The 14213-nt window shown below is 45.5% G+C and carries 13 protein-coding genes; all 13 read left to right on the top strand.

The window, feature by feature from the left end:
- Nucleotides 1–64: 64 nt before the first annotated feature.
- Nucleotides 65–2731: an FtsK/SpoIIIE family DNA translocase gene (locus AC5ELV_RS01140; RefSeq protein ID WP_493428825.1), complete on the top strand. Its 2667-nt coding sequence runs from the start codon at nucleotides 65–67 to the stop codon at nucleotides 2729–2731.
- A 227-nt stretch (nucleotides 2732–2958) separates the two neighbouring features.
- Nucleotides 2959–3810, top strand: a complete 852-nt coding sequence (sleB, locus tag AC5ELV_RS01135; RefSeq protein WP_493428824.1) for a spore cortex-lytic enzyme — start codon at nucleotides 2959–2961, stop codon at nucleotides 3808–3810.
- Nucleotides 3811–3970: 160 nt separating this feature from the next.
- On the top strand, nucleotides 3971–5251 hold the full coding sequence (gene yfmF / locus AC5ELV_RS01130; RefSeq protein WP_493428823.1) for an EF-P 5-aminopentanol modification-associated protein YfmF: 1281 nt from the start codon (nucleotides 3971–3973) through the stop codon (nucleotides 5249–5251).
- Between the two features lie 2 nt (nucleotides 5252–5253).
- Nucleotides 5254–6534, top strand: a complete 1281-nt coding sequence (gene yfmH / locus AC5ELV_RS01125; RefSeq protein ID WP_493428822.1) for an EF-P 5-aminopentanol modification-associated protein YfmH — start codon at nucleotides 5254–5256, stop codon at nucleotides 6532–6534.
- Between the two features lie 20 nt (nucleotides 6535–6554).
- Entirely contained in the window at nucleotides 6555–7322 is a 768-nt protein-coding gene (gene ymfI / locus AC5ELV_RS01120) for an elongation factor P 5-aminopentanone reductase (protein WP_493428821.1), read from the top strand.
- A gap of 102 nt (nucleotides 7323–7424) precedes the next feature.
- Nucleotides 7425–7679: a DUF3243 domain-containing protein gene (locus AC5ELV_RS01115; protein ID WP_013309950.1), complete on the top strand. Its 255-nt coding sequence runs from the start codon at nucleotides 7425–7427 to the stop codon at nucleotides 7677–7679.
- 227 nt (nucleotides 7680–7906) lie between these two features.
- Nucleotides 7907–8680, top strand: a complete 774-nt coding sequence (locus tag AC5ELV_RS01110; RefSeq protein WP_013370747.1) for a DUF3388 domain-containing protein — start codon at nucleotides 7907–7909, stop codon at nucleotides 8678–8680.
- A 30-nt stretch (nucleotides 8681–8710) separates the two neighbouring features.
- Entirely contained in the window at nucleotides 8711–9799 is a 1089-nt protein-coding gene (locus AC5ELV_RS01105) for a RodZ domain-containing protein (protein WP_493428820.1), read from the top strand.
- 84 nt (nucleotides 9800–9883) lie between these two features.
- Entirely contained in the window at nucleotides 9884–10048 is a 165-nt protein-coding gene (locus AC5ELV_RS01100; protein ID WP_023988236.1) for a hypothetical protein, read from the top strand.
- A 144-nt stretch (nucleotides 10049–10192) separates the two neighbouring features.
- A complete protein-coding gene (locus tag AC5ELV_RS01095; protein WP_013309953.1) occupies nucleotides 10193–10684 on the top strand; it encodes a YajQ family cyclic di-GMP-binding protein in 492 nt (163 codons plus the stop codon).
- Nucleotides 10685–10894: 210 nt separating this feature from the next.
- Nucleotides 10895–11482, top strand: a complete 588-nt coding sequence (pgsA, locus tag AC5ELV_RS01090) for a CDP-diacylglycerol--glycerol-3-phosphate 3-phosphatidyltransferase (RefSeq protein ID WP_013309954.1) — start codon at nucleotides 10895–10897, stop codon at nucleotides 11480–11482.
- 94 nt (nucleotides 11483–11576) lie between these two features.
- Nucleotides 11577–12845 carry a competence/damage-inducible protein A gene (locus AC5ELV_RS01085; protein ID WP_028542703.1) on the top strand — a complete coding sequence of 423 codons (1269 nt, stop codon included), beginning with the start codon at nucleotides 11577–11579 and terminating at the stop codon, nucleotides 12843–12845.
- A 242-nt stretch (nucleotides 12846–13087) separates the two neighbouring features.
- Nucleotides 13088–14149, top strand: a complete 1062-nt coding sequence (gene recA / locus AC5ELV_RS01080) for a recombinase RecA (protein WP_023988239.1) — start codon at nucleotides 13088–13090, stop codon at nucleotides 14147–14149.
- Nucleotides 14150–14213 lie beyond the last annotated feature (64 nt).

The raw sequence follows: 14213 nt of genomic DNA, 5'->3' as shown, positions 1-14213 counted from the left end.
AAAAAGAACATATGTGCGGATACCGGGTGACGTGGTATAATATTCTTCTGGGGGGTGACCTTGTATGTCCAGAAGAAGAAAAAGAAAAAAGAAAGCCGCATTTGGCGGAGTTCTAAAATTTGAAATTTACGGCATTGTGCTGATTACATTAGCGGTCATTGCGTTGTCGGGTGAAGCGGCAGTTGGTCGGTCGCTATCCAAGATGTTTGGGCTCGTACTGGGGAAATTCTATTTTGTTATCCCTCTGATAGGCATTTATTATGGTCTGATGGTGATGATTCACCGCAAGTGGCCGAACCAGTGGAACTCGCGTAAAACGGGTTTACTACTGTTGGTATTTGCCTTTACACTTATGAGTTCTATTTCATCTATGGAGCAGCGTTTGGGGCCGATCAACGCGCTTCAGCCGGGCGGAGTGATGACCCAGATACATATAGATATGCGTGAGCAGTTGCTGTCGCCTGACCAGCAGGGCCATACCTCAATGCTGAACAAGGATATCAGTGGGGGTTACGTAGGCGCATTACAGCTTACTGTTCTGTTGTGGCTGTTTGGTCTCACGGGAGCTAAACTGATCATGATTGTTATGTTCGTCATTTGTTTCATGCTGATGACCCAACTGTCTTATGTGGATTTGGTGCGGATTGTAAAGACCAAGCTGCTGGCAGCCGGGGGAAGCGTGCGCAAAAAATGGACTGGTAAAGCTACTCCACTTTCGGCATCTAGCAAAGGTAGTGGAAATAGAAAAATCAAGTCTGAGCCCATTCCTGCCTATGAGGAAGACATGGATGATGACTTTGACGAAATGCAGCCTCCTGCGCGCAAACAGCCGATTTTCTTTCAGTTGTTTGGTCTCAAAAATTCAGATAAAGCGGACAAGGAAGAGCATCCCGTCGATACGGATGAGGATGATCATGATCTTCCATATGAAGCTGAGGACGCGCAGGCCCAGTGGGGAAACGGCAACCAGAGTGAAGAGCTGTCTGACGTAGTCGAACACGCTGAGCAGGAAGCTGCAATCCCGGTAAAAAGGTCGCCGATTATTAGGGATTTCTTCGAACAAGTAAAGCATGAGGAAAGAAGACCGGAAGCTGAATTTGGAGAGTCCCTGACAGGGGCAGAGCAGACAACTTCCATTATTGATGAATCCCTGGATGATGACTTTGTGGATGCCAATGCGAATACGGATATGGATGATTCGACGACATTAGAAGGTGTTCGGGGACAAGCTCAGATAATTTCAACCGGGATGGCAGGCGAAGAGGCTGAAGGTACCCATACAGCTATTCCGGCTCCGCCGCCGCCTAAACCGTACAAGCTCCCATCGTTTCGTTTGCTTGCTAAACCACAAAACGCTGGCAAAGGTATGGGACAAAAGGATTACATGCAAACAGCACGCAAACTGGAAGCAACGCTGGAAAGCTTCGGTGTGCGGGCAAAGGTACTGGAGGTTGTGCGTGGGCCTGCCGTAACGCGTTATGAAATTCAGCCGGACATTGGAGTGAAGGTCAGCCGCATTGTGAGTCTGACGGATGACATTGCGCTTGCGCTTGCTGCCAAAGATATCCGCATGGAGGCACCAATTCCTGGAAAATCTGCTATCGGAATTGAAGTTCCGAATAATGAAGTTTCCATTGTAACGATGCGTGAGGTAATGGAGACAACCGTTTTCCAGGAGTCAGCTTCCAATTTATCTATTGCATTCGGACGTGATATTGCAGGACAGACGATTGTTGGTAATTTGGTCAAGATGCCCCATCTGCTTGTAGCTGGGGCAACAGGTTCGGGTAAATCAGTGTGTATCAATGGGATCATCACGAGTATTTTGTACAAAGCAAAGCCGGATGAGGTCAAATTTTTGATGGTCGATCCCAAAATGGTGGAGTTGAACGTGTACAACGGAATCCCGCATTTGTTGGCTCCGGTCGTGACTGATCCAAAGCGTGCCTCACTTGCATTGAAGAAAATTGTAGTTGAAATGGAAAAAAGGTATGAGTTATTTTCCAAATCAGGAACCCGCAATATTGAGGGCTATAATAATCTGATGAAAGGTAACCCGGATGCATTTCTGCCTTACATCGTCGTTATTGTGGACGAGTTGGCAGATTTAATGATGGTAGCTGCGGGAGATGTGGAGGATGCGATTGCACGACTTGCTCAAATGGCGCGTGCAGCAGGCATCCACCTTATCATTGCAACCCAGAGACCTTCGGTTGACGTAATTACCGGGGTCATTAAAGCCAATATTCCTTCACGAATTGCCTTCGGCGTTTCCTCGCAGGTAGACTCCCGTACCATATTGGACATGGGCGGAGCCGAGAAGCTGCTCGGACGTGGTGATATGCTGTTTATGCCAATGGGTGCTTCCAAACCAGTCCGCGTTCAGGGAGCGTTCATGAGCGATCAAGAAGTCGAAAATATTGTTAACTATGTACGTGAACAGGGTGAAGCACAGTATGATGAAACGCTAGTGCCGGAGGTGGAAGAGGTATCGGCTGATGCAGATGAAATGCTGGATGAGCTGTACGATCAGGCTGTCAACATCATTTTAGAGGCTAAACAAGCTTCCGTTTCGCTCCTTCAGCGCCGTATGCGGATCGGTTATACACGTGCTGCTCGACTGATTGACTCCATGGAAGCTCGCGGAGTCATCGGCCCTTACGAGGGCAGCAAGCCCCGTGAGGTTCTTATCTCAATGGAGCAATATCAGCAAAATAAAGTTAGTTCCTAAGCATTATCTCTATCCAGCACTACATTAAAACGCTGTTCGTTCGCAAGGTAGTTGTTCTAAAATGACAACTCCAAGTGCACAAACAGCGTTTTTTTTGTGATGTTTTTTTGAGGTGTGGCGACTACCTGCTGAAAGAAGATTAAAAGGGTGAATAGCTTTAAGCGGAGCTTGTCATAATAAACGTAGCCATCCTGTTAATCCCACAAAAGAAAGGTAGAGCGCAGCATATGAAAAAGACAATGGTCTGGATTTGCACGGGTATCCTCGCAGCCTCGGCTATTACGTACACAGGACTTTTTAAAAATGACTCTGCACAGCAGCAAGCAGAGCCGCTCAGCACACAGCAGAAAGTACAAGCGGCGCAACCTTCCCAGCCGACATTCAGCTCGGGAGCAGTTGATTTTGGATCTTACGGTCAGGATGTATATGAGTTGCAATCACGTTTGAAGTTGCTGGGCTTTTTTGGCGGGAAAGTGGACAGCCATTTTGGCAGCAGTACACTAAAAGCTGTCAAGGGTTTTCAAAAGGAATTTGGCATCCGTCCCGATGGAGTGGTCGGAGCAAAGACGAAATTAAAGCTGGTGAACGCTACTCCTAACTGGAAGCCAACGGAAACTCCTATGCATCGTAACAATCAAGGTTCCGCTCAGGGACAGGCAGCGGACAATAACGATAAAGCGGATCAAAATGATGAAACGATGGGATCGGCCAACACCATGGGACTATCTGAAAATGATCTTAAAATTATGGCCAACGCGGTCTACGGTGAATCCCGCGGCGAGCCATTTGAAGGACAAGTTGCCGTCGCGGCTGTTATTTTGAACAGGGTTAAGTCACCCAGCTTTCCCAACTCACCATCTGGAGTGATCTTTCAACCAGGAGCTTTCACAGCTGTAGCAGACGGCCAAATCTGGCTCACACCGAATGAGACTGCACAAAAGGCGGTACGCCAAGCCCTGAACGGCTGGGACCCAAGCGGAGGATGTCTGTATTATTTTAACCCAAAAACAGCCACCTCAAAATGGATTTGGACCCGTCCGCAGGTGAAAACCATCGGGGAACATATTTTTTGCATGTAAAACGCCGAAGCAGCCGGGAGCTTGTCTCCGGTTGCTTCTTGGCTTTTGCATGGTTAGAATAAAGATTGGTACACTTTACCTCTTTACAGGAGGATGATTTACAGCAACTAATGCTAATCAAAGGCTAGACGCAAATTGACGTCACAAAGGAGTTTTGGACTTGAACAAAACAGGTTTCGAGCGTGGTACACGCAGACAACTGAGGATTCATGTACTGCCGACCAAGCGCTTTAAGACGTTTGCCATATCGTTGTATGTAGGCATTCCGCTACGTGAAGACACCGTAACCCAAGTGGGGCTGGTACCTTTCGTTCTGCGACGGGGTACAGAATCGTATCCGCAGACCACACAATTCAGAGAACAGTTAGAGCAATTGTATGGCGCGGGTTTCGGATTCGATGTGTATAAACGTGGAGATTATCAGATTGTGCAATTTCGCATGGATACGATTAATGACAGCTTTGTAAATAGTCCAGATAGTTTACTGGATCGTTCGTTTGCTTTTCTCGGAGAAGTGCTAACGAAGCCTGCGTTGGAAAATGGTGCATTTCAAACGGGATACGTTCAGCAGGAACGAGAAAATGTGCGTAAGAAGTTGGAATCTATAGTTAACGATAAAATACGTTATGCTGGTGAGCGCTGCATGGAGGAAATGTGTAAAGATGAGCCTTATCGTCTGCACCCGCTTGGTCAACGATCTGATCTGGACAGTATAGATGCGCAGAGCTTGTATGAGGCTTATGGAGAATGGCTGAATCATGCCAGCATGGATTTATACGTTGTGGGAGATACGACGCTAGAAGAAGTTGAGAAGTTTGTTGATCGCTATTTTCAATTGAACCGTTCAGCGGAAGCAGGGTATGTTCCTGAACAGCCCAAGTCGGTAGAGCGTGATGTTCAAACCGTTGTAGAGCGTCTTGATGTGAACCAGGGCAAGCTCAACATGGGATTGCGGACCCCTATTACCTATGGTGACGATCGCTATGCTTCCGCTCTGATGTACAATGGCATTTTGGGCGGGTATCCGCATTCAAAGTTGTTTGTTAATGTAAGGGAAAAGGAAAGTTTGGCGTATTATGCTTCATCGCGGTATGACGGGCATAAAGGTATTGGTACGATTCAATCTGGTATTGAAATTCCTAATTATGAAAGAGCGGTTACTATTATCCGCAAGCAACTGGAAGATACGCAAAACGGAGCGATTACTGAGCTGGAAATGACCCAAACGCAGGCGATGATTCGCAACTTGCTAAAGGAGATGCAGGATTCCGCTTTTGAAATGATCGCCTATGATTTTAACAGACAGCTTTCTGGTAAAGAGCGGACAGTAGATGAGCTGCTAAGTCAGGTGGAGGCAGTCAAGGTGCAGGATGTTCAGGATGCCGCCCGGACGTTCCGACTGGACACTATTTATTTCTTGAGAGACCAGAAGGGGGAATAGCGGTGGAGCATATACCTTATGAGCATTTGCAGGAAACGCTGTACTATGAAGTAATGGATAACGGTTTACACGTTTATGTGTTGCCCAAACCGGGTTTTCAGAAGACGTACGCCACATTTGCGACTAAATACGGCTCGGTTGATAATCATTTCCGCGTAGAAGGTCAACAGCCCGTAAAGGTGCCGGATGGCATAGCCCATTTTTTGGAGCATAAAATGTTTGAAGAGCCTGAAGGCGATATTTTTGCTACCTTTTCTTCTAATGGGGCATCGGCGAACGCATTTACGAGCTTTGATCAAACGGTATATCTGTTTTCGGCAACCGAGCGTATTCAAGAAAATTTGACCACGCTGGTCAATTTTGTGCAGCATCCTTACTTTACAGATGAAAATGTAGAGAAGGAAAAAGGCATTATCGGCCAGGAAATCAATATGTATGAAGATAACCCCGATTGGCGGAGTTACTTTGGTCTGATCGAGGCGTTGTACAAGGTCCATCCGGTGCATATTGATATCGCAGGTACTGTTCAATCCATCAGTACAATTACAAAGGAAACGCTGTACAGTTGCTATGAAGCTTTCTACCACCCAAGCAATATGATTCTTTTTGTAGTGGGCGGAGTGGATCCAGCTGAAGTAATAGAGCTGGTACGTAACAATCAGGCCAAAAAGGACTATAAGCCGCAGGGAGAGATTGAGCGGATTTTCGACGATGAACCCACTATAGTTGCAGAACCACGTCGTGAGGTGAAGCTGGCCGTTTCTCTGCCAAAGCTACTGTTTGGATTCAAGGAGGCTGAAGTAGGCCTAACGGGTGAAGAATTACTTCGTCATGATCTGGAAACCAAGCTGATGCTTGATCTCCTGTTTGGTTCCAGTACACAACTGTATCAAAAGCTCTACGATGAGGATCTGATTTCGGACAGTTTTGGTCATGAGTACAATAGTACGCAACAATATGCATTCTCTGCAATCGGCGGGGATACCAAAGACCCAGATCGGCTGCTGTCGAGAATACGTGAAGAGGTGGAGTCCATCCAGAAGCAGGGCTTCACAGCAGAACATTTTGAACGGGCACGCAAAAAGAAAATCGGTGGTTATCTGCGTACACTCAATTCACCAGAAAATATTGCGCATGAATTTACAAGACATCGCTTCCGGGGCAGCGATTTTTTCCAACTGCTTCCGATTTATGAAAGTATCACGCTTGAGGATGTAAATCGCCGTCTGAAAGACCATATCCAGTGGGATCAACTCGCAATATCACTAGTGGTGAGTCCGTAATGTCCAAGGAGAGGGAAACGATGACCACCGAGGGCGGAGAATTGAAAGCGATTGGCGATACAACCGTGCTGATTACAGGAGCGAGTGGAGGAATTGGTGCGGCTATTGCTGAGCGTTTTGCAGCTGTAGGGATGAATGTGGTCATTCACTACATGAAGTCCCATGAAAAAGCAAATGAAGTTGCCCGTCGTTGCATGGCTTATTCAGGCAAGGTAATGACCGTGTCAGCGGATCTGCGGAGTAAGGAGCAGATCGAACGCATGCGGGAAAAGCTGGATAATCACGGGATGAAGCCGGATATTCTTGTGAACAATGCCGGATTATCTCAATACGGGCTGTTGACAGATGTTTCGGAAGAGGAATGGGACGAAGTGATGGCTGTCAATGTTAAGGGAACCTTTCTGTGCACACAGGTTTTTATGCCACATATGATTTCCCAACGCTATGGCCGCATTGTGAATGTTTCATCCGTGTGGGGGATATGTGGCGCTTCGTGCGAGGTGTTGTATTCCACCACCAAGGGAGGCATTAACGCTTTCACTAAAGCACTGGCTCAAGAGGTAGCACCTTCCGGGGTGACAGTGAATGCTGTAGCTCCAGGTGCAGTGGATACGTCGATGCTGGATCATTTGGATGAAGGCGAAATTACCAGTTTGGAAGAAGAAATTCCTGCTGGACGATTGGCTCGACCTGATGAAATATCGTCCCTGGTTTATTTTCTTGCGCTTCCTGAGTCAGGTTATATTAATGGCCAGGTCATAAGTCCCAACGGAGGATGGGTGACTTAAGGAAAATAGCGCTTGGAGGAATCCACCAGTATAGTAAGCGTCTGAGAAGAGCATATTACAACTGTTGATTTTAAATCTGAATCATCTAAGGAGGATTTAAGTATGTCAACAGTTGTTCAGAATTTTGATGTTTGGAAAAAGTTCCTCGGTCAGCGTGTAGAGCAAGCGGAGAAGCTGGGAATCAGCCAAGATACCATTTCAGAGCTTGCTTATGAAATCGGTGATTTTCTGGATGAGAAGGTCGATCCAGCCAACCACTCTAACCGCGCACTGAAAGAACTGTGGGGAGTTGCCGATGAGGACGAGCGTCACACCATCGCCCGGCTAATGGTTAAATTAGCCAAGAGTAACGCATAAGTAGGAACCAACATGAAAAGCTCCCTTTTGGGGGCTTTTCTGTAATGGTTACAGAGCTGTTCTTGTAATTCCATTGTAATTTATATATCATAAACGTGATTGAGGCTTACAACACAATGCAGCCTACCAAATTTCAATAATTGGTTTTGTCGAAAGATGTTATTTTATGATACAATAATGCTTTGATTTGGAGTTGTTGACGGTTTGAATGTGAATGAGGTGCTAACGTGACGGAAGAAACGAAACAGTGGTACATGGAGTACAAGATACATAAAAATCGACCCGGACTGCTGGGAGACATTGCTTCCATGCTTGGTATTCTGGGGGTTAATATACTGACGATCAACGGTGTTGAAGGCGAAAGACGGGGGATGTTGCTTGAAACGGACGATGACGAGAAGATACGCATTCTCGGAGACACGTTAAAAAAAGCGAGCAACATCACAGTCACGGCCTTACGTGCTCCGAGACTGGTTGATATATTGGCAGTAAGACACGGCCGTTACATCGATCGGGATTCGGATGATCGTAAAACATTTCGCTTTACACGCGATGAGCTTGGGTTGCTGGTCGATTTTTTGGGTGAAGTATTAAAGAGGGACGGCAATCAGGTGATCGGTCTTCGCGGGATGCCACGTGTGGGCAAAACGGAATCCATTATTGCCAGTAGTGTATGCGCAATGAAGCGTTGGACTTTTGTGTCTTCAACGTTACTACGACAGACGGTGCGCAGTCAGCTCTCTGAAGAAGAAATGAACCCAAACAATGTGTTTATTATTGATGGTATTGTGAGTACAATTCGGTCAAATGAAAGACATTATCACCTGCTTCAGGAAATCATGAGTATGCCAAGTACTAAAGTGATTGAGCATCCTGATGTATTTGTACGTGAATCGGGATACAGCTTTGATGATTTTAATATCATTATTGAACTTCGCAATAATCCGGCTGAGGAAATTATTTATGATACCTTTACAGCCAGTTATACAGAAGATCTTTAAATAAGCGTAATTACACAAGGAGATGATGACATGTCAGAACTGGGTCAGCAATTAAAGGAGGCCCGGCTGCAAAAAGGATTGAGCCTTGACGATGTTCAGGAAATGACGAAGATACGCAAACGTTATCTGGAAGCCATTGAGACGGGCGATTACAAAGTGCTGCCGGGAAGCTTTTATGTCAGAGCTTTTATTAAAACATACGCTGAAACGGTCGGGTTGAATCCTGATGAGATTCTGGAAGGGCATCAAAGCAATGTGCCTGAACCTGAACCGGAAGCAGTCATGGAGCCTGTTACACAGAAACGCTCCAGCCGTCCCGCCACGATTGGTAATCTTAAATGGTTGCCTACAGCGTTAATGTGGCTTTTTCTAGTTCTCATTGTTGGGGTTATTTATGCTTATTGGGTGAGTAACAACCATTCAACTCCAAAAACAGCAGAAAACACAACGCCGATTACAACACCAAGTACAACACCAAGTACAACACCAAACACAGAACCAAGCACGGTTACTCCTGATACCACTACAAAACAGCCGAACAATGGTCAAACGACGGCTCCAAATGGTGCTGGTGGGCAGACTCCTGATGCGGGGCAAACCGGACAAACACAGCCAGGTGGTACGGGGAATACGGATGCTACTACTCCAGATACTGGACAGCAGCCGGATACGGCTACGCCACAACAAGGTGTAACTGTGGCACAGGACGGCAAGCAAGGCAAGACAACGATTTTCAAAGTTTCCAGTTCAACGGGAGCCGCGGTCAAGGTTGATATCAAAGCGACGGGCGAAAGCTGGCTTGAAGTGTACAAGGGAGAAAATTCCCGTGGAGAAAAGCTGAGTTATGGTATGACTAAAAGTGGAGATGCCATGTCTTTCGATATTGGTCCAGAAGGTTTATATATCAAATCAGGACGGTCTTCTGCCACGGATATTTCCGTAGCAGGTCAACCGATAACAGATAATAAATCGACTACTCGTGTACTGATACAGCAAGGAGAAGTTTCTTCGACCGGAACGAGTGCAGGGGTGACGGGTTCACCTGCAGATTCTACGACAGGTGGCAGTACGGATTCAGCACAAAGTGGTACAGATTCTACAACTACTGATGGTGAATAAATACCTTGGTGCGAGGAAATATTAATGACTGTAATTCCTGGAAAGGCAGTCATTTCATTTTCCGCAAAGTGAGGTGTATACGTTATGACCGTCAGCTGGATTGTGACTGGGCTCGGTATAATTGTCAGTTTACTGGGCTATTATCTGACACCGAATGCATGGGGCTATGGCATACTGGGCTTTGGTCTTGCTCACATTGTGCTTGGACTTTTGGATATGTTCCGAACTCCAACACGAAGCCATAATTAGATATTTTGACCGTAATTGAAATAAAGGCGTTTTTGTCAGGAAAACTGGCAAGAACGCCTTTTTAGTCAGCGGATTATTGGATTTTTGTAAATGACTAGCCTATAATTAGATATTGAACTTTGTTGTGGAAAGGAAAGTGAAACGATGGCTTCAGAAAATTCATTTGATATCGTCTCCAAAATGGATATGCAGGAGTTAACAAATGCGGTTCATCAGACGGAGCGTGAAATTGAAACACGATTTGATTTCAAGGATAGCAAAAGTAGCCTCAAGCTTGAGAAAGAAGCTCTTACGATTGCATCGGAAGACGAGTACAAGCTGAATGCGGTGATTGATATTTTGCAATCTAAAATGGCCAAACGAGGTCTGTCCCTTAAAAATGTGGAGTATGGCAAATTGGAACCCGCTTCTCTAGGTTCAGTGCGTCAGCGTCTTTCGCTTAAGCAGGGAATTGATCAGGATAATGCCAAGAAAATTAACATTCTTATTCGGGACTCCAAGCTAAAAGTCAAAAGTCAGATTCAAGGTGATCAAATCCGAGTGACTGGAAAAAACAGGGATGATTTACAGGCGATCATTCAATTGCTACGTAAAGCTGATTTGCCATTGGAGCTTCAATTTACAAACATGAAATAAAGCCGTTTTCCCTCATGCATTTTGTAGGAAAAAACGTTGCTTGATGTTTGGCAGGTTATTTTGACATGCGTTTTGCGCCATATTATACTTGTAACGAAAATGCAGACAATTCAGGTGTATAGCGCTCGTCGAAAGCGATTTACATAGGATTGAATTTAATCCGAAAACTGCCATTTGTAATCAAGTACGATAATCAGGGGAGAGTGTGTTGTGAATTTACCCAACAGAATTACAATAACGCGGATTTGCCTTATCCCGGTGATGATGCTGGCTTTGCTGGTGGACTTTGATTTTTATCCGCCGCCGATTGAGATTGGAGCTTTCAAGCTGCCGTATAATCAGCTGATTGCGGCTATCATTTTCCTTGTAGCAGCCAGCACGGATGGTCTTGACGGATATTTGGCACGTAAAAATAATATGGTCACCAATTTGGGCAAGCTATTGGACCCCCTTGCTGATAAGCTTTTGGTAACCGCTATTTTGGTTTCTTTGGTAGAAATGGGGAAAATTGATTCATGGATTGTCGTTGTGATTGTGAGCCGTGAGTTTGCGGTTACGGGTCTGCGTCAGATTGCCTTACTGGATGGGTCTGTGGTTGCTGCAAGCAATTGGGGAAAATTAAAGACGATCATCCAGATTGTTGCTATTGTAGCGCTGCTCATTAATAATTTCCCGTTTGTTTTTCTTGGTATACCGTTTGATTTAATAGCGATATGGGCAGCGGTGTTGATCACCATTTATTCGGGTATTGATTATTTCGTGAAAAATATCCATTTGCTGAGCTCCTCCAAAGTTTAACAGGATAAATTTTATGGAAACAGCAATAGGGACTAAACTTATTGCTGTTTCTTTATATAATTCCCATATATTCGCAGTACAGGAGGAAGAATTGATGAAAGCTGAAATAATTGCAGTAGGAACAGAGTTATTGCTCGGACAAATAGTGAATACAAATGCTCAATATTTGTCACAAGAGTTGGCTACAATTGGAATCGATGTATATTTTCAGACTGTGGTTGGCGATAACATAGATCGGCTTCAGGAAGCCATAAGAATTGCTCAGAAGCGTGCGGATATTATTTTGTTTTCTGGCGGTCTGGGACCGACTCAGGATGATTTGACAAAAGATGCGATAGCGTCTGTATTAGGGCGAAAATTGCACATAGATCGTCTTGCAATGGACAAGCTAGATCAATTTTTCCGTAACCGTGGGGTAGAAATGACCGAGAATAACCGCCGGCAGGCGCTTTCTATTGAAGGTGCTACTCCGCTTGAAAATGAGACAGGGCTAGCTGTGGGCGACGCAATTGCACAGGACGGTAAATTTTATGTAGTTTTGCCTGGACCGCCTAAGGAACTCAAACCCATGTTTGCAAACCAGGCCAAACCTTGGTTGCTTCAGCAGGCATTGAGCGGTGAGGAAATGCCAATTTATTCAAAAATGCTAAAATTTGCAGGGATCGGTGAGTCAGCTCTTGAAACCCATTTGTTAGATCTGATTCAATCCCAGACAGACCCCACGATTGCTCCTTATGCCAAGGAAGGGGAAGTCACGATCCGTATATCCACTAAGGCGGCCAGTGAAAGTGAAGCATTAATTAAGCTGACAGCTACGGAAGTAGAAATTCAGCAGCGTCTTTCCGAATATATGTATGCAAGCGAGGATGTTACGCTGGAGAAGGTTATCGTAGATCTAATGGCCAAACGCGGACTCACTGTGAGTGCGGCAGAAAGCTGTACAGGTGGAATGCTGATGGAACACATCACTTCTATACCTGGCAGTGCTGTTATGTTTCAAGGTGGCATCGTGTGCTATTCCAATGAAATGAAGATGAAATTACTCAACGTGCCTTATGATTATTTGGAAGGGGATCAAGCGCCAGGTGCAGTGAGTAAGGAAGTAGCCCTTGTGCTTGCAGAGCAGGCGAGAATGATCATGGACAGCGATTTTGGACTTTCAGTTACTGGTGTAGCCGGGCCTGGGTATTCCGAAAGGAAGCCAGTCGGTCTAGTGTATATTGGCATTGCTGAACGCGACAAGGAAACGGAAGTACATGAACTGAGACTGAGTGGCAACCGCGAAACAATCCGACTGCGATCAGTCAAAGCAATCCTGTACAGATTGTGGCGCAGGCTGGTAGAGAACGAGAAACTCTCTTAATCATCTATATACAGTGTGGGTTGTAGAGTTGTTTTAGATAGATATTCATGATATAATTATCTTATCGGAAGAACCGTTGCAAAGCCTTTTGCCAGCGGTTCTTTTTTTGTTTTAAGAGACAGGTGTAATTATAGAAGAGAGCTGTGCGAATAAAAAAAACGAATGTATGTTCGAAAAAATGCTTGGCAAGCGTGTCAAAACAAGGTATTATTAAAGTACAAACAATGAAGGATGTGAGTTTATTGTCAGATCGTCGTGCTGCGCTGGATATGGCGCTCCGTCAAATAGAAAAGCAATTTGGTAAAGGTTCCATTATGAAGTTGGGTGAGTCTACCCACATGCAAGTGGAAACGATCCCCAGTGGTTCGATTGCTTTGGATATTGCGTTAGGAACGGGCGGCTTTCCAAGAGGCCGGGTTATTGAAATATACGGACCGGAATCATCCGGTAAAACGACAGTAGCTCTTCACGCTATCGCAGAGGTGCAAAAAACAGGCGGACAAGCCGCCTTTATCGACGCTGAGCATGCGCTTGATCCGTCGTATGCAAGCAAGCTGGGTGTCAATATTGATGAGTTGTTACTATCGCAACCAGATACAGGAGAGCAGGCGCTCGAGATTGCCGAAGCTCTTGTACGTAGTGGAGCAGTAGACATTGTAGTTGTTGACTCCGTAGCAGCACTTGTGCCAAAGGCAGAAATTGAAGGCGAAATGGGAGATTCCCACGTCGGTCTCCAAGCACGTTTGATGTCTCAAGCATTGCGTAAGCTTTCTGGAGCCATTAATAAATCGAAAACTATTGCTATTTTTATTAACCAGCTACGTGAAAAAGTAGGTGTTATGTTCGGTAACCCTGAAACAACACCAGGTGGACGTGCCTTGAAGTTTTACTCTACGGTACGTTTGGATGTTCGTCGTATTGAAAGCTTGAAAATGGGTAACGACATTGTGGGTAACCGCACACGTATTAAAGTCGTGAAGAACAAAGTCGCCCCTCCTTTCCGTCAGGCTGAGGTAGATATTATGTACGGTGAGGGTATTTCCAAAGAAGGTAGCTTGATCGATATCGGTACTGAGCATGACATTGTCGACAAGAGCGGAGCCTGGTATTCCTACGAAGGTGAGCGCCTTGGTCAGGGACGTGAGAATGCTAAGCAATTTTTGAAGGAAAATCCGAATATTGCTAGTACGATCGAACAAAAAATTCGGGTGGCCAGCAATTTGATTACGACGGTTGCTCCGCCTACAGAAGAAGAGTTGGCACAGCAAGCGAAGGAAGAACAGGAATTGTTGGAGCTTGAATAAAGCTCGGTGAATCCTGGTTTGTGAACTGGGGCCGGGGTTATGGCACAGTCCGTTTGAATAGCAT

The organism is Paenibacillus sp. NMA1017 (assembly GCF_058895805.1).
Note: the sequence above shows the minus strand (reverse complement) of the source record. Positions and strands in the feature narration are given on the sequence as shown.